We start from the raw sequence: 14,955 nt of genomic DNA on the forward strand, positions 1-14,955 counted from the left end.
ATAATTTAGATTGGTTTTACAAGGGCCTGTTCACTCAAGCCGAATGTGGGGTTTTGCTTAATGTGAACAGGTCTTACTACCAGGTATATTACAAAAGAAAATTCAATATGCAGATAAAAGAATCTACGACCCTATACGATGTAATCATAGTCGGCTCCGGCGCAGGCGGAGGCATGGCGACCAAAATACTTGCCGATGCAGGTCTAAAGGTTGCCGTTGTGGAGGCTGGGCCGTTCTTTGACCCAAAAGACCCTGAACTGATGACCCAATTAAAATGGCCTTGGGAATCGCCAAGGAGAGGGGCGAGTACAGTGAGGCCTTTTGGCGATTTCGATAGCGCATACGGTGGTTGGGATATCGAAGGAGAGCCTTACACAAATAGCGACGACAGCAATTTTAAGTGGTTTCGTTCGCGGATGTTGGGCGGTCGGACCAATCATTGGGGCAGGATTTCCTTGCGCTTTGGCCCTAGGGATTTTAAATACAAAAACGAAGATGGATTGGGCGATAATTGGCCCATAGGCTATGAAGATGTAAAACCCTATTATGACAAGGTAGATAAATTGACCGGGGTTTTCGGCACCAATGAGGGCTTGCCCAATGATCCTGATGGTTTCTTTCTGCCACCACCGAAACCTCGATTGCATGAACTTTTTTACATCCGTGGGGCACGGAAATCCAATATTCCTGTTTATCCCTCAAGGATGTCGATCCTTACCAAAATGATAAATGAGGATAGGGGCATCTGTTTTTATTGCGCGCAATGCTCTAGGGCTTGCATGGTATACGCCGATTTCTCTGCGGGAACGTGCTTGATTTTCCCGGCACAAAAAAGTGGCGGTCAGATCGATCTGTTCCTGAATGCCATGGTAAGGGAGGTTACCACCAATGAAGAGGGTAAGGCTACGGGCGTTTCGTATATCAATAAAGAAGATAGAAAGGAGTATAAGTTAAAGGGGAAGGTCGTCGTTCTGGCGGCATCCGCCTGCAGCTCTGCCCGGATACTCCTGAATTCCAAAAGTGCGCAACACCCAAATGGATTGGGCAACAGCAGCGATATTGTCGGAAAATATCTTCATGATTCAACGGGAGCGAGCAGAGCCGCCTTTATTCCGGATTTGATGAACCGGAAAGTATCGTACAACGAGGACGGCGTCGGGGGCATGCACGTGTATTCCCCTTGGTGGGGCGACAATAAGAAATTGGACTTCCCCCGCGGCTACCATATCGAGGTATGGGGCGGAATGGGCATGCCCAACTATGGGTTTGGCTTTAATGCGAACGAATTCAATAAATTTTTTGGCACAGAAGTGGGGGGCTATGGCAATGGCCTTAGGGACGATGTCAAAAAATACTATGGCTCCGTCCTTGGCTTTGGTGGCCGGGGAGAATCTATCGCCATGAAGGACAACTATTGTGAAATAGATCCCACCAAAGTAGATGAGTTTGGAATTCCGGTGCTTCGGTTTAATTACAAATGGTCCGATCACGAACGAAAGCAGGTTAGGCACATGCAGGACACCTTTGAAGAACTGATCCACAACATGGGCGGGGAAGCCTTGGGCGAAAAACCCACTATGGAACAAGATTATGGCATATCCCCACCGGGGTCGATCATCCATGAAGTGGGTACGACCAGAATGGGCAATGATTCCAAGACTTCCGTAGTGAACAAGTTTCAGCAACTTCACGATACCGACAATGTATTTATCGTCGATGCCGGTCCCTTTGTGTCCCAAGCAGACAAGAACCCGACATGGACCATCTTGGCGCTCTCCTGGAGAACATCCGACTATATTATAGAACAATTGAAACAACAAAATATATAGGAAAATGGATAGACGAAATAGTATAAAATCGATTATCCTAGGTTCGGTCGCCGGGGGATTGGCGGTCCACGGATGCAAACCGGAAGCCGAGGTCATGGCAGAAGACGCCCAGATACTTGGGGGATATAGTTACAAATTTGGACGGACTCCAAAGGAGAAGGAACGGATCATGGAATTGGAAGCGGAACAATTTTTCAACGAACACGAGTTGGGGACCATTACCGTTTTGAGCGACCTGATCTTACCTTCCAATGATATATTTGGCAGCGCAACGGAAGCAGGGGTACCGAATTTTATCGAATTCATGGCCAAGGATATTCCGGAGATGCAAACCACCGTCAGAGGCGGGCTCATGTGGTTGGACCACCAGAGCAATACCCAATTCAGAACAGAATTCAAATCGGCTTCGGAAGACCGGCAAAAACAACTATTGGATACTATTGCCTATCCAGATATATTGGTTCCGGAGGCCTCACGTCCTTTGGGAATGCAATTTTTTTCCTTGATGCGAAATTTGGTGCTTACGGGTTATTATACTTCAGAAATCGGGATAGAAGATTTGGGTTATAAGGGCAATACGCCCAATGTCTGGGACGGCGTACCCGAAGACGTATTGAAACAGCACGGCGTAGCTTACGAGAAAGAATGGCTGGCAAAATGCATAGATCAAAGCAAAAGGGGGGTCATGGCCGAGTGGGATGAAAATGGAAAGCTGTTGACGTAAAAGTTTGTTGCATTCTTTTAAAACTATTTAATAGGCTTCTCTAATTTCTAAAGGCCTTTAGAAGTATTCAACAGTTTTTTCTTACAAACATGACGATCGTCATATTTATGTTTAAGCACTTAGGTTACTTTTGAATAACGCTAAAGTCGAATTTAAATGTAAATACTTAAAAATAAATGCATTATACTTATTTAAAAAATCCGAGATAATTTTAAAACTTTAACAGATTTTAACTAATTTTAGAATATGAAACGCTTTTTGCATAAAATAATAGCCACTGGTTTGACGTTCGCAGTACTTTTTGCGACTACTTCATTTAACGTGGATATGCATTATTGCTGTGACAAATTGGTAGATGTTGCGGTTTTCGGGAAAGCAACGTCCTGTGGTCAAATAATTCAAAAACCTGAAGAACCTACAAAAAAATGCTCTATCGGATATACAGACGACTGTTGCAGTAATGAGTCTTTTATTCATCAAGGCGATAATAATCTCAAAACGGTTTCTTTTGAACTGAATGCCGAGAATTTTGTTTTTCTACATACTTTTTTCTACACATATATTAACCACTTCGAAGGACTTGAAAGCAAGGTCGTTCATTTTTTACCTTATGACCCCCCTTTTATAGAGAAGGACGTACTTGTGCTTTACGAAACTTTCCTTATTTGATTTTTATTTAGACAGATTATTGTTTTAATAATCTGTGCTTCCTATTGGCCAATCCTACATTTGGCCCCTCTTGTCGCACCCATTTTCCAGCGGCACACTCATCCCTATTGGTCAAAGTGCCAAATAGTTTAGAGCCCTTGTGGGTTTAAGCAATTATAACATTCAATAAAAACTAAAGTATGGATTCTCAAAGAGAATACTGGATCAAGAACATGGTTTGCAGTCGGTGCCTTAAAGTCATAAAGCAAGACCTTAGGGAAATAGATGTAGATGTTCTTTCCCTTGAACTAGGCAAACTAACGATTCGAATCACTACTGAAATCGATAATAAAATCGATTTAAAAATAGCTGAGGTGCTTCACTCTAACGGATTTGGAATTGCAAAAAACGAAGAGGAAATGATTGTTGAGAACATCAAAATCACCTTGATTGAAATGGTAACGGGGCTTCCCTTACACATTAAGGAAAAGACTTCCGAACATTTGGCGGCAGAACTGCATCGGGACTATAAGATGTTGAGCAAGATTTTCTCAAAAAAGGAGAACATCACGATTGAAAAGTACTTCATAAAACTAAAAATCGAAAGGGTCAAAGAGCTCATACAGTTGCAACAGCTAGTATTTTCAGATATTGCCTATCTGCTCGATTACAGTAGCGTGAACCACTTATCCAGACAGTTCAAGAACGTTACCGGATTAAGTATGACGGATTATAAAAATAGTCAAATCTGGGAAAGGAGTTTCCTTGACGAAATTATATAGATAAAAACGAAAATCATGCAGATGTAAACATTCAATAAAAAATAATTTTACTAACAATTAAATACGAATAAAATGAAAAACAATAGAGATGTACGGAGTTGGACCATGGCGATGGTCATAGGTTTATTATTTCTTGGGTTCAATAGCCAAGCCCAAGACATATGGGTAGCACCGGCCAGTGCCGATAAGCTTGTCAACCCATTAAAGGGTGATGTCGATGCGGCAGCAACCGGAAAAAGGACGTACAGAATGCTCTGTGTGGTCTGCCATGGGGCCAAGGGTAAGGGCGATGGCGTAGGGGGTGCAGGATTAAAACCTAAACCAACCGATTTGACCAGTGCCGAGTTCCAAGCCCAGACCGATGGTGCCATTTTCTGGAAAATAGAGGAGGGACGCTCCCCTATGGCTTCCTACAAAACAGCGCTCCCGGAAAAGAAACGCTGGGAATTGATTAACTATATAAGAACATTAAAATAATGAAAAAACTAATATATTTTCTAATAGTAGTGGTCTTAGGTACTACTGCATATGCGCAGACCTATAACACATTTGAACCGAGCAAGACCCAATTTATGATCCGGGGTTATGGACACACGGGATTTGAGTACATGGATTCAGGGGATGAAACAGAATCAACATTTTTGGGTGCGGCTTTCGCCCCGATCTTTCTCTATAAACATTCGGACAGGCTGATGTTCGAAGCAGAACTGGAGTTTGTGTTGGAAGGAAACGAACTGGAAACCGGTTTGGAATATGCAGACGTTATGTACGTGCTTAATAGGAACATGACCGTTAGGGCCGGTAAATTTCTATTGCCCTTTGGAACATTCATGGAACGCTTGCATCCGGCATGGATTAATAGACTACCCACAAGACCTCTTGGTTTTGGTCATGATGGAATAGCACCTTCCTCAGGTATCGGGGTGGAATTAAGGGGGGCATTTAATCTAGGAGGCCCTACCTTGAACTATTCTGTGTATACCACGAACGGTCCACGGCTCAAGGATGGTAGTTTAGAACCTGAAGAAGCGGGTATGCTCCAGTTCCAGAATTACGAGGACAATAACTTGGCCAAGGCCTATGGTGGACGTTTAGGCTTACTGCCCTTTTCGGATTCTTCAACGGAAATCGGCTTTTCAGCATATTCTACAAGTGGAGCGGGGGAAGAAGATTCGGAATATGAAGATATAGGTGCATTCCTTTATGCCTTGGATTTTTCCTTTGTCAAACAAATATCGGAAATAGGCGGCGTAGTTGACGTAAAGGCTCAATATAATAGTTCTAATGTGGATACGGCAACTTATATAGAACTGGAGGATGGTATTGCCGAAGAGTACTCCTTTGATAACCAAAGTAATTCCTTTTATGGGCAATTGAGCTATCGCCCTACCATGGCAAGCAGTGACTTTGTCAAGAAATTGGAATTTGTCGGAAGATATTCGGATTTCAACGCTCCTGAAGGGGCCGAATGGGAGGAAAAATCAGTTCAATATGCCTTCGGCCTTAATTATTGGTTAAGCTGGCGTTCCGTAGTCAAGCTGAGTTATCAGACTACCGAAACGGAAGGGGGTCATGATAGTGACGGAATAACTAATACGGACGGATTGTTTCTGCACTGGGCCATAGGATTTTAAAAGAACCATAAAAACAACAAAATGAAAATTATATATAAAATATCTAGGGCCTTGGCCTTAATAGCAATAGTAGGTTTGACGCTGGTAGCGTGCTCTTCAACGAAAAATAAATATACGGATGTGCCCACTGATTCAGTTGCAGATGCATCCGATGAATTTAAGATAGAGAAATCAGGGGCTCAGCTTTGGGGAGAAACTTGTAATCGGTGTCACATCGCTCCCTCTCCAGCTGATTATAACGACACGGATTGGGAGACCATTAGCCTTCATATGCGAGTCAGGGCCAACCTTACGGAAAAGGAAAGTAAGAAGATTGAGGAATTCCTCAAATCGGCAAATTAAAATGGCTAGAAATATTCCCATAATTATTTCAGTCGAAAAGCGATAGGGACAAATAGAAGCACGAATCCTACAATGGGACAATGCAAAATAGTACAAATTTAAAATAGAATATAATGGACAAATTACCAAAAATTGCGTTACCAGCAGTAATTATTCTGATTGTGCTGATTGTTTTAATTACAAAATCTGCCGTGACAATCGATTCAGGACAAGCCGGTGTGTTGTACAAAACTTTTAGTGGAGGCGTTGTGACCGACGAACCACCTATGGGCGAGGGTTTTCACATCGTGGCACCCTGGAACAAGGTTTTTATATATGAGGTCAGACAGCAGGAAGTTTTTGAAAAAATGCAGGTGCTTTCTTCTAACGGATTGGAGATTAAACTGGACGCCTCCGCTTGGTTTGAACCAAAGCGGGAATTTTTAGGAAAGCTTCACCAAGAAAAAGGGTCGGAATACATTCAACGCGTACTATTGCCTACGATACGATCGGCTGCTAGAAGCGTTGTGGGACGCTATACTCCAGAGCAATTGTATTCGAGTAAGCGAGATGCTATACAGGCCGAGATTTACGAAGAGACCAAAAAAATCGTTGACGGACAGTACATTCAACTCAATGAGATATTAGTACGGGATGTCACTTTGCCAGGTACCATAAAGGAAGCTATCGAGCGTAAGCTAAAACAAGAACAAGAGTCGTTGGAGTATGAATTTCGTTTGGTTACAGCTAAAAAGGAAGCTGAAAAAGTAACCATTGAAGCTCAAGGAAAAGCGGACGCGAATAAAATTTTAAGTGCTTCCTTGACCGATAAGATATTACAAGACAAGGGTATCGATGCAACATTGGAACTAGCGAAGTCACCTAACTCGAAAGTAGTCATAGTTGGCAGCGGTGATTCTGGACTACCATTAATATTGGGAAATAATTGATTTTTTGGATTGAAGGGAAAATTTGAGCATAAAGTGTGACCCCGAAACTTGGGGGGCAAGTAAAAGAAAAAGTTAAAACGAATGAAATAAATCTTAAATCAAATACAATGAAAAAAGCAACACTAATTTTTATGACAATCGGGCTGGTATCCTTAAATAGTTGCACCCAGAAAACAGACGTTAATTCAATTCTTGAAAATTCGGAAACAAAGACTGAAATTTTTAATGCGATTGCGAACAACCATAGTTATATGATGCAGTTTATGGAAAACATGCAAAGTAACGAGCATGCGATGCAGATGATGAAGGGTGACAGTCAGATGATGGGCAGCATGATGCAAGGCGGTGGCATGCAAATGATAATGAAAGACAGCATGATGATGAAAAACATGATGCAGTCCATGATGAAAGATGGAAAGATGATGGGCAATATGATGCAAATGATGCATAAAAAGGGCATGATGAGCAAAGACTGTATGGAGTCCTGTAAGCAGATGATGGGCGAAAAGGCAATGGACATGAAAGATATGGGGATGATGGATGAAAATGAAATAGATGCGATAGAACAAGCCCAACCCGAATTGAGTAAAAGCCAAAGTCATGGCGATCATCATTAGAGAAGATAACATTTAACACTAAACATAAAAATTATGAAAGGTCATTGGATATGGATGGTTATCGGTTGTGGATTGCCACTGCTACTAATATTTTTCGCTCCCGCATTGGGTATTACTGGATATAACGGGCTTTTTGGATTTATCATCCTGATGTTTTTAGTACACCTTTTTATTCCGCATGGTGGTCATGGTCGGCATAATCATTCGGAACAGAATGACAAGCAACACGAAGACGGTGAAGCGAAACCGCTAGAAGAAACCAAGGAGGAACATAAGGGTCACCGCCATCATTAATATAAAGAAGAGTCAGATGAAACATAAATATCAAATAAACGGAATAAGCTGTGGCGGATGTGTATCACGGGTAAGAAAAACCTTGGAAGCACACCCGGATATTGAGAAAACGGAAATCTTTTTAAGCCCAAAAGGAAAGACGATCATAAGTATGAAGGAGAAACTTTCGGTAGAAGATTTGCAAGAGCAACTCAACAAACTTGAGGGCTATACCATTACAGAAATCATTTAAAAAGAATAGTAACTATAAAATTAAGAACATGTTTTACAAAGATGGATTTTTTTGGGGAATGCACCTTATCTGGTGGGCAATTTGGATCGTGGCCTTAGGCTGGATCTTCTTTGCCCCTTCCAGCACAACTTACACGGAAACCATGGAAGACGATTCGGCCACAATGCTCAAAATCCGGTTTGCCAAGGGGGAGATTTCCAAGGAGGAATATGAGCGGTCAAAGGAACTTTTAAAAGCGGACAAATAGTCCAGCAACAAACAACTATTAATCTTTAAATCTGAAACTATGCATTTTTTCAATGGACACTGGGGCGGTATGCACTTCGTATGGTGGATCATATGGTTGATCCTATTAATCTGGGTCTTCTTTGTTCCATATGACATCCCCTACCGAAAATTAAAGAAGGAAAATCCTTTAGCAATTCTTAAAAAAAGATTTGCCAATGGTGAAATTACAAAAGAGCAATTTGAAGAATCAAAAAGGATTCTAAAATCCGAATAGTGTCGTGTCAAAGTTGACGTAACACTAATATCAATAAAATTTAACAATTAAAATAAATCAAAATGAAAACGAAGACCAAAAAAGCCCTAGGAATTGTATTGGCTGTTTTTACGTTATCGGCCTGCGCACAAAAACAGGAAAGTGCTGTAAAGGATATGCTCAAGGATCCAGCACAACAAGAGAAGGTCTTGGCATTGATGGTGGAAGACCACGATTTGGGTAAAAAGTATGTTACCAAGATGATGGCTAACCACCATGCCACGGGCATGATGGTGGACGAACTCGTAAACGCTGCGGCAAACGATACGATTCTTGCCAGTAAACTGAGCGATATGATTACTGTGTACCCTGAGCTTATGTTGCTGACCAGCCACCATTTTATGCCGGTCATCGCCAACGACAGCCTTTTGAGCGATACCTTTTGCGACCATGTTTTGGAGAATGAAAATCTGAAAATGACCATGCACGAAAAGATGGAGTACAAAAAGAGTCTAGAAAAGAACCATTAATTAAAATTTTGGTTTAGTAAAATGAGTCATTACTCTGCAAATGAATTTGCAACAACTATTAACATAAAAACAAGAATCATGTATCGATTAAACGTAAAAAAACTTGGTTTTGCCTTCGGTCTCACAGGGGCTTTAATTTATTTGGGCTGTATGGTCGTCATGGCTACCGCAGGACAAGAAGGGAGTATATTATTTTTCAATAGCCTATTGCACGGTCTGGACACGACCAATATTATAAGAATGGATGTTCCTCTTATCGAAGCATTATTCGGTATCGTTCAAACATTCATTTTGGGGTGGCTTATTGGTGCTTGTATTGGAGGATTTTATAATGCTCAACTTAAAAAATAATAATAACAACTTATGGATAGAAGAGACTTTTTAGGAACTGGTGCCGCATCCACCGCTGGCATGTTGTTTTTTCCAGGCAATCTGCTTGCAGAAAGTGCCAAGGAAGAGAATAAGCAACGCTTGGTACGGCAATTGCCATATACAATGGATGGCGAATGGAAGGAATTTGAACTTTACATAGACCTGCATACACACGAACCGGCACCGGGTTTTAAATACCATACGTTAGCCTTTAACGATATGGTTCCAGGCCCTGAAATAAGGGTCAACGCCGGGGATAAGGTGCGGGTAAAGTTCACGAACAGAACCGATCTGAACCATACCATTCATTGGCACGGACTCTATGTGCCATGGCGTATGGACGGGGTACCTTTTGTGACACAACTTCCCGTAATGCCCAAAAATGAATTTATCTATGAGTTCGTAGCAGAACCGGAAGGCACCCATTTTTACCACTGTCATTGGGGCACGCTCATGCACATGCAGGCCGGTATGTTCGGTAGCGTGATCGTAGAAAACCCCGATGACCCTATTAAAAAGAAATTCCCTTATGAGAGGGAATATACACTAGTGTATTCCTCCCATGATACCAACTATATCCGTGAAGAGATGAACAGTATGCTGGAGCGAATGAAGCAACGGAGCTTTTTGATGAAAGAGGGAAGGTTTACCAGTGAACAATGGGCCGTTTTTGATAATAAGGAGCAATTACTGGATAGTATGGAGAAAGGCTACCAACCTCCCTACTTGAACAATAGAAGATCAAATTCAGATCTACCACAGGCCAATTGGTTTACGGTAAATGGCAAGTCCTATCCTTCTACACCCTATTTATTTATCAAGTCTGGCGAGAACATCAGAATACGTTTGATAAATGCCGGTGCCGAAACACACCATTTACATCTGCATGGCCATGATTTCTGGATGGTAGCCGATGACGGGGTGCCCATCGAACATCCTTGGAAGAGAAATACCGTTCCATTGACCCCTGGTAAGACCTTCGATATTGTTGTTGAGGGTAAAAATAGAGGCATTTGGACCTTTCACGACCATGACACCCGTAAAGTGACCAATAACGGACTGTATCCCGGGGGCAATTTGTTGGCTTTGGTCTATGAGGACCTACCGGAAGATGAGCTTATTATTTCCAAGTATTCCGGTAATCCAATGTACAATCCAAAAGCGGGGATGTCCGATATGAAGGGAATGAAATCCATGGAAAAAAATGAAATGAACGGTATGGATAAAATGATGTTCGGGCAGGATAAATTACCCAAAATAGCCCTGGACGAGTAGCAAATCTGCAATTAGAAACTAGAATTAAAATGAAAAATTTACTATATATCATAATATTTATATCAGGTTGGGGCTATGCTCAAATTACCCCAGAATTTGAAATAGGTGCAAAAGGCGTTTTTTCCGGAAACCTGAATTTCAACTCTGACGAGTCCAGTGCCGTTTCCGATTTTTCCGATACGCAATTATTAATGGGCCTACGGCAAAAACTGTATAATGATTGGAGGGCACAATTTGTATTGGGCTTACAGTTTCCGGATGCGAATTCGAATTTGGGACAAGTTTTTTACAATAACATTTTCGTTCGCCTAGAGGATAAAAAGAACATTTTCAAGGTCGGCCGTACCCTGGCACAGACGAATCTAAATGAATTTCCGACCCTTCGGGACGATGATGCGCAACGCTTTACCTACGCCCTGAACCCGTTTTCGGATGGGGTGAATACAGAACGGGACCAGTATGCAAATGTGCTCGAATATGCGCGCGTCTTCAAGCAACGTTTCTTTGTCTCGGTGCATGGCGAAAATTTTTATGACAGCACCGAACCAGACGACTTTAGGTTGAACTCCATGGGGTTGACCCTTCTCTACAGAGTGCCCGAAAGCCAACGGTGGAACCGTAACGTCTTACAGGAAATCGGGTTGAGCTATAACAACTATTTTACCGATAGGTCTGGGTATTCCAATGATTTTGATGCTTCGGTAAAAAATCTATTGTTTAGTACTACCATCAACTTGAAACCAGATCCTATCAACTTTGTGGACTTCAGGTTTCAGGCCATACAAAATTTTGGTTGGGACGAGGTAACCACACTTAACGACTATTTTGATTATACCCGAACAGAATCAACGACCCTTTTCGGAACGGTACGCTATCTAAAGCAAAAATTGGAGCGACCGCATTATCAATTGGCCATAGGTGGTGGTTACAAGTCCCTATCGAATTTAGGGTTAGATTCCGACCAGTTCATGTTTATTGCCAACGGATTCTATCGTCTTGGGCAAGACTTCGACATCGGGTTACAGTATCGGTACTCAGATAATAAAGGATTAACGGAAATTTTGTTCGGAAAAAGTGAGCACCGTGTGCAGCTGGCCTTGGTGTATTCCTTTAGTAAAATATTCAACAAACAGTTCGGCGACAGGGAAGACCTGTTGAATCTGGAACATAATTATATCAAATAATAGATGATGGAGCAAAAAAGGCCGGGACAAAAATTAAAGATTATTTTGATTCATGTTTTTATTGGAGCAGGCGTCTTCTATTTCCTGGTGCACCCTTTCACTATGGTAATCTATTGGTTCGAATATAGTAATACGCCTTTTTCAACGGCACGCTTTCTAGAAATTTTAAACAAGCGTGTTCTAGAATCCTTCAGCTTTAATATGTGGGGAATGGGCGGCCTGCTTACAATTTTCGGAATTGTACTGGGACTGTTTACGGGATTGACTTGGATTCATCTCAAAAATAAAAATAGCCTCATAGGCAAGCAACAGCGCTTATTACAGAGAGACATTACCGAAATTATCGCAGATGGCGAAAACGAAAAGGTAGAATTTAAGTCATCGATTCGCTATGATTATTTTAGGAAAACCACCAACCGCGAGCTGGAATTGGTCATTGCCAAGACCATTGTAGGTTTTATGAACGCGAAAGGCGGAAAATTAATTATAGGCGTTGACGATGATGGAAACGTTTTAGGTCTGGAAAAGGATTTTAAAACCCTTAAACACAAAAACAGGGATGGCTACGAGCGGGAGGTTTACAGGATTATATCCACTCAACTGGGGCACGAGGCCTGTTTCAGCAACCATATTTCTTTTTATGTCGTCAATGAAAAGGAAATATGTGTCATAGACATTGAACCCTCAAGAGAACCGGCTTATGTAAACGATGGTGCGGGCACGACTTTTTACGTGCGCACCGGTAACGCTACATATCCCTTGACAGTAAAAGAAACCGTGGATTATTTAAAAACCCAAAAAGTATAGAATTATGCAATACGTCTGGTTCATATGGTCGCTTATTCTCCTTGCCCTTTGGGGCTTGGTTTACCTTTTGAAAAAGGATTCCAGGAAGGAAATGCTCAAAATGAGTTGGATTACAATGCCCTTTGGGCTTACAGAGCCTTTGTTCATTCCTGAATATTGGTTTCCCCCATCGTTGTTCGATTTAGCCAAAAAAACAGAATTTGATATCGAAAGTTTGATTTTCTCTTTCGCCATAGGCGGAATAGGTACGGTACTCTACAACCTTATTTTTAAAAGAGGCCTTGCCGAAATACCACATAGCGAGCGCAGTCACCAAAGACATCGTTTGCATATTTATATACTATTTATACCTGTCATCGTGTTTGGTATTCTAGCGCTATTTACATCGCTCAATCATATTTATTGCGGCAGCATAGCGTTGTTCGTAGGTGGATTGGCAACAATGTACTGCCGCCCAGATCTGAAAAGAAAAATTTGGGTTGGGGGAATTCTGTTCACGGTATTGTACTTCATTTATTTCGGAAGCATTCTTCTGATCTATCCACAATATGTGAGGCTGTTCTGGAACCTTGACAACCTGACCCATATTCTTGTCTTGGGCATTCCCATTGAAGAATTGTTGTTCGCGTTCACTTTCGGAATGTACTGGTCTGGGCTGTACGAGCACCTGTATTGGCGAAAACTCATTCAAACTGAAATTATAATTCCACTTAAAAATTAGCACTATGAAACCTATTCCATTACATCAGATAAACAGTAATTTCCAAGTCGTGACCATTAGAAATCCAATGGGCAGATTATCCATTGGTGTATTAATCCTGTTACTGTCTTCAATACTATTTCTATCCTGTTCCAACAAGAAAAAGAAAGTTGCCGAAAGTGTAACCCAGCCAACTGTTGAAACATCCCTAACAGTAAATGAAGGCGTTGCTTCATCCGAAAACTATGAAATCGTCCCCAACGATAAAGTTTGTATGGTCAACGATAGGTTTATGGGTGTGGCGCAAATACCTATTGAAGCCAACGGAACTACCTACTACGGTTGTTGCGAAAATTGTGTTGAAAAATTACAGAAAAACTTGGATGATGTCCGCTTCGGAAGCAATCCACTTAGTGATAAAAAAGTTGATAAAGCTTCAGCAATTATTGTTCAAGATAAAAACAGCGGAAGTGTGTTTTACTTCTCATCCAAGGAAGATGCCAAAACATTTATAAACGAGAATAAAGGATAAAATCCTTCATTCATAAAAATTCAAATTATGAAAATAGTATTGGCAATAGATGGTTCTGACTTTAGTAAGATTGCAATAGATGAACTTGCGGCGATGCCATTGCCGTCAGGTACCGAAGTACAAATCTTATCGGTTTTTGAGAGCCCTGTTCTGGCGACTTCAGGGGCTGTCTCCATGGGTGGTGGGCTCGGTAATTATTATGAAGATGCCTTGTCCCGAGCAAAAAAATCAACAGAAGAAATCGTCGACCGAGCGGTCCAAGTATTAAAAGAAAAAAATCCCAGACTATCAATAACAACGGCAGTTGTGACAGGTTGGCCTAAAAACGCAATCTTGGAAGAGGCAGAAGCCTTTAACGCAGATTTAATAGTTGTAGGATCACAAGGCCACGGGGCGGTATCCAGGTTTCTGCTCGGGTCGGTTTCCCAGTCAGTGGCAATGCACGCCCACTGTTCGGTCATGATTGCACGAAAACGCGGAATGAACAAGAAGGACCAATAATAAATATTGGTTATAGGCTGCAAAATGAAAGACAGTGTATCATCCAAAAAAACAAATCATGAAAATAGTATTAGCAATAGACGGTTCGGACTTTAGTAAGGTAGCCATAGATGAACTTGCGGCGATGCCGTTGTCTGCGGGTACCGAAGTATGTATTTTGAATGTGTTCGAAAATCCCATGTTGGCCGCTCCCGGCGTCCTACCATTCGGTGGCACGCTTGGCAACTATTATGACGAAGCCGTTTCCAATACAAGGAAATTGGTGGAAGATACTGTTAATGATGCCTCAAAATCATTAAAGGAAAAGAACGATGCTTTGTCCATAAAAACAGCAGTAATCGACGGGCTTCCCAAAAGTGCAATTTTGGAAAAGGCGGAAGCCTTTGACGCCAATTTAATAGTTGTCGGATCACAGGGCCATGGCACATTTTCTAGATTTTTGCTCGGCTCGGTTTCCCAGTCCGTGGCAACACATGCCGACTGTTCCGTCTTGATAGCACGGAAACGCCATTCGAAAGAGAAAAATAATCAGTAAAAAGTTA

General features: G+C 41.7%; 22 protein-coding genes. All 22 read left to right on the plus strand.

Annotated elements, in window-relative coordinates:
* Positions 1–107 precede the first annotated feature (107 nt).
* The 22 genes from AACZ49_RS05920 to AACZ49_RS06025 all read left to right on the plus strand — a co-directional run bounded on the left by AACZ49_RS05920 (position 108) and on the right by AACZ49_RS06025 (position 14,948).
* A complete protein-coding gene (locus AACZ49_RS05920) occupies positions 108–1,829 on the plus strand; it encodes a GMC family oxidoreductase (RefSeq protein ID WP_339652616.1) in 1,722 nt (573 codons plus the stop codon).
* A 4-nt stretch (positions 1,830–1,833) separates the two neighbouring features.
* Positions 1,834–2,553, plus strand: coding sequence for a gluconate 2-dehydrogenase subunit 3 family protein (locus tag AACZ49_RS05925; protein ID WP_339652617.1), 720 nt, complete (start codon positions 1,834–1,836; stop codon positions 2,551–2,553).
* A gap of 246 nt (positions 2,554–2,799) precedes the next feature.
* Positions 2,800–3,222 (plus strand): hypothetical protein, encoded by a 423-nt coding sequence (locus AACZ49_RS05930; protein WP_339652619.1) that lies wholly within the window; start codon positions 2,800–2,802, stop codon positions 3,220–3,222.
* A 179-nt stretch (positions 3,223–3,401) separates the two neighbouring features.
* Positions 3,402–3,983, plus strand: coding sequence for an AraC family transcriptional regulator (locus AACZ49_RS05935; RefSeq protein ID WP_339652620.1), 582 nt, complete (start codon positions 3,402–3,404; stop codon positions 3,981–3,983).
* 111 nt (positions 3,984–4,094) lie between these two features.
* Entirely contained in the window at positions 4,095–4,460 is a 366-nt protein-coding gene (locus AACZ49_RS05940; protein WP_339652724.1) for a cytochrome c, read from the plus strand.
* Complete coding sequence (locus AACZ49_RS05945; RefSeq protein WP_339652621.1) at positions 4,460–5,617, plus strand: hypothetical protein; 1,158 nt, start codon at positions 4,460–4,462, stop codon at positions 5,615–5,617. Before AACZ49_RS05940 ends, AACZ49_RS05945 begins: the two co-directional genes overlap by 1 nt.
* A 120-nt stretch (positions 5,618–5,737) precedes the next feature.
* Positions 5,738–5,959 carry a hypothetical protein gene (locus tag AACZ49_RS05950; RefSeq protein ID WP_339652622.1) on the plus strand — a complete coding sequence of 74 codons (222 nt, stop codon included), beginning with the start codon at positions 5,738–5,740 and terminating at the stop codon, positions 5,957–5,959.
* A 113-nt stretch (positions 5,960–6,072) separates the two neighbouring features.
* Positions 6,073–6,888, plus strand: a complete 816-nt coding sequence (locus tag AACZ49_RS05955) for a prohibitin family protein (protein WP_339652623.1) — start codon at positions 6,073–6,075, stop codon at positions 6,886–6,888.
* A 107-nt stretch (positions 6,889–6,995) separates the two neighbouring features.
* Complete coding sequence (locus AACZ49_RS05960; protein ID WP_339652624.1) at positions 6,996–7,505, plus strand: hypothetical protein; 510 nt, start codon at positions 6,996–6,998, stop codon at positions 7,503–7,505.
* 33 nt (positions 7,506–7,538) lie between these two features.
* Positions 7,539–7,799, plus strand: a complete 261-nt coding sequence (locus AACZ49_RS05965; protein WP_339652625.1) for a hypothetical protein — start codon at positions 7,539–7,541, stop codon at positions 7,797–7,799.
* A 16-nt stretch (positions 7,800–7,815) separates the two neighbouring features.
* Entirely contained in the window at positions 7,816–8,031 is a 216-nt protein-coding gene (locus tag AACZ49_RS05970) for a heavy metal-associated domain-containing protein (RefSeq protein ID WP_339652626.1), read from the plus strand.
* Positions 8,032–8,059: 28 nt separating this feature from the next.
* Positions 8,060–8,278: an SHOCT domain-containing protein gene (locus tag AACZ49_RS05975; RefSeq protein WP_339652627.1), complete on the plus strand. Its 219-nt coding sequence runs from the start codon at positions 8,060–8,062 to the stop codon at positions 8,276–8,278.
* 39 nt (positions 8,279–8,317) lie between these two features.
* The gene (locus tag AACZ49_RS05980) at positions 8,318–8,533 is read left to right on the plus strand and encodes an SHOCT domain-containing protein (RefSeq protein ID WP_339652628.1); all 216 of its coding nucleotides are present in this window, start codon (positions 8,318–8,320) and stop codon (positions 8,531–8,533) included.
* A 62-nt stretch (positions 8,534–8,595) separates the two neighbouring features.
* Positions 8,596–9,042, plus strand: coding sequence for a hypothetical protein (locus AACZ49_RS05985; RefSeq protein WP_339652629.1), 447 nt, complete (start codon positions 8,596–8,598; stop codon positions 9,040–9,042).
* Positions 9,043–9,063: 21 nt separating this feature from the next.
* A complete protein-coding gene (locus AACZ49_RS05990) occupies positions 9,064–9,393 on the plus strand; it encodes a DUF5676 family membrane protein (RefSeq protein WP_339652630.1) in 330 nt (109 codons plus the stop codon).
* Between the two features lie 12 nt (positions 9,394–9,405).
* Positions 9,406–10,689 (plus strand): multicopper oxidase domain-containing protein, encoded by a 1,284-nt coding sequence (locus tag AACZ49_RS05995; protein WP_339652631.1) that lies wholly within the window; start codon positions 9,406–9,408, stop codon positions 10,687–10,689.
* Positions 10,690–10,718: 29 nt separating this feature from the next.
* Positions 10,719–11,873 carry a hypothetical protein gene (locus AACZ49_RS06000; RefSeq protein ID WP_339652633.1) on the plus strand — a complete coding sequence of 385 codons (1,155 nt, stop codon included), beginning with the start codon at positions 10,719–10,721 and terminating at the stop codon, positions 11,871–11,873.
* A 3-nt stretch (positions 11,874–11,876) separates the two neighbouring features.
* Entirely contained in the window at positions 11,877–12,680 is an 804-nt protein-coding gene (locus AACZ49_RS06005; RefSeq protein WP_339652635.1) for an ATP-binding protein, read from the plus strand.
* A 4-nt stretch (positions 12,681–12,684) separates the two neighbouring features.
* Positions 12,685–13,401 (plus strand): lycopene cyclase domain-containing protein, encoded by a 717-nt coding sequence (locus AACZ49_RS06010; RefSeq protein WP_339652637.1) that lies wholly within the window; start codon positions 12,685–12,687, stop codon positions 13,399–13,401.
* 4 nt (positions 13,402–13,405) lie between these two features.
* Complete coding sequence (locus AACZ49_RS06015; protein WP_339652638.1) at positions 13,406–13,912, plus strand: hypothetical protein; 507 nt, start codon at positions 13,406–13,408, stop codon at positions 13,910–13,912.
* Positions 13,913–13,939: 27 nt separating this feature from the next.
* The gene (locus tag AACZ49_RS06020) at positions 13,940–14,413 is read left to right on the plus strand and encodes a universal stress protein (protein WP_339652639.1); all 474 of its coding nucleotides are present in this window, start codon (positions 13,940–13,942) and stop codon (positions 14,411–14,413) included.
* 58 nt (positions 14,414–14,471) lie between these two features.
* Positions 14,472–14,948, plus strand: coding sequence for a universal stress protein (locus AACZ49_RS06025; protein ID WP_339652641.1), 477 nt, complete (start codon positions 14,472–14,474; stop codon positions 14,946–14,948).
* The last annotated feature ends 7 nt before the right edge of the window (positions 14,949–14,955 follow it).

Source organism: uncultured Maribacter sp., from assembly GCF_963975365.1.
Taxonomy (GTDB): domain Bacteria; phylum Bacteroidota; class Bacteroidia; order Flavobacteriales; family Flavobacteriaceae; genus Maribacter.

What these genes read in the sequence shown, in the direction of transcription:
- AACZ49_RS05920 (WP_339652616.1), top strand. Translation starts at nt 108, where the DNA reads ATGCAGATAAAAGAATCTACGACCCTATACGATGTAATCATAGTCGGC.
- AACZ49_RS05925 (WP_339652617.1), top strand. Translation starts at nt 1,834, where the DNA reads ATGGATAGACGAAATAGTATAAAATCGATTATCCTAGGTTCGGTCGCC.
- AACZ49_RS05930 (WP_339652619.1), top strand. Translation starts at nt 2,800, where the DNA reads ATGAAACGCTTTTTGCATAAAATAATAGCCACTGGTTTGACGTTCGCA.
- AACZ49_RS05935 (WP_339652620.1), top strand. Translation starts at nt 3,402, where the DNA reads ATGGATTCTCAAAGAGAATACTGGATCAAGAACATGGTTTGCAGTCGG.
- AACZ49_RS05940 (WP_339652724.1), top strand. Translation starts at nt 4,095, where the DNA reads ATGGTCATAGGTTTATTATTTCTTGGGTTCAATAGCCAAGCCCAAGAC.
- AACZ49_RS05945 (WP_339652621.1), top strand. Translation starts at nt 4,460, where the DNA reads ATGAAAAAACTAATATATTTTCTAATAGTAGTGGTCTTAGGTACTACT.
- AACZ49_RS05955 (WP_339652623.1), top strand. Translation starts at nt 6,073, where the DNA reads ATGGACAAATTACCAAAAATTGCGTTACCAGCAGTAATTATTCTGATT.
- AACZ49_RS05960 (WP_339652624.1), top strand. Translation starts at nt 6,996, where the DNA reads ATGAAAAAAGCAACACTAATTTTTATGACAATCGGGCTGGTATCCTTA.
- AACZ49_RS05965 (WP_339652625.1), top strand. Translation starts at nt 7,539, where the DNA reads ATGAAAGGTCATTGGATATGGATGGTTATCGGTTGTGGATTGCCACTG.
- AACZ49_RS05970 (WP_339652626.1), top strand. Translation starts at nt 7,816, where the DNA reads ATGAAACATAAATATCAAATAAACGGAATAAGCTGTGGCGGATGTGTA.
- AACZ49_RS05975 (WP_339652627.1), top strand. Translation starts at nt 8,060, where the DNA reads ATGTTTTACAAAGATGGATTTTTTTGGGGAATGCACCTTATCTGGTGG.
- AACZ49_RS05980 (WP_339652628.1), top strand. Translation starts at nt 8,318, where the DNA reads ATGCATTTTTTCAATGGACACTGGGGCGGTATGCACTTCGTATGGTGG.
- AACZ49_RS05985 (WP_339652629.1), top strand. Translation starts at nt 8,596, where the DNA reads ATGAAAACGAAGACCAAAAAAGCCCTAGGAATTGTATTGGCTGTTTTT.
- AACZ49_RS05990 (WP_339652630.1), top strand. Translation starts at nt 9,064, where the DNA reads ATGAGTCATTACTCTGCAAATGAATTTGCAACAACTATTAACATAAAA.
- AACZ49_RS05995 (WP_339652631.1), top strand. Translation starts at nt 9,406, where the DNA reads ATGGATAGAAGAGACTTTTTAGGAACTGGTGCCGCATCCACCGCTGGC.
- AACZ49_RS06000 (WP_339652633.1), top strand. Translation starts at nt 10,719, where the DNA reads ATGAAAAATTTACTATATATCATAATATTTATATCAGGTTGGGGCTAT.
- AACZ49_RS06005 (WP_339652635.1), top strand. Translation starts at nt 11,877, where the DNA reads ATGATGGAGCAAAAAAGGCCGGGACAAAAATTAAAGATTATTTTGATT.
- AACZ49_RS06010 (WP_339652637.1), top strand. Translation starts at nt 12,685, where the DNA reads ATGCAATACGTCTGGTTCATATGGTCGCTTATTCTCCTTGCCCTTTGG.
- AACZ49_RS06015 (WP_339652638.1), top strand. Translation starts at nt 13,406, where the DNA reads ATGAAACCTATTCCATTACATCAGATAAACAGTAATTTCCAAGTCGTG.
- AACZ49_RS06020 (WP_339652639.1), top strand. Translation starts at nt 13,940, where the DNA reads ATGAAAATAGTATTGGCAATAGATGGTTCTGACTTTAGTAAGATTGCA.
- AACZ49_RS06025 (WP_339652641.1), top strand. Translation starts at nt 14,472, where the DNA reads ATGAAAATAGTATTAGCAATAGACGGTTCGGACTTTAGTAAGGTAGCC.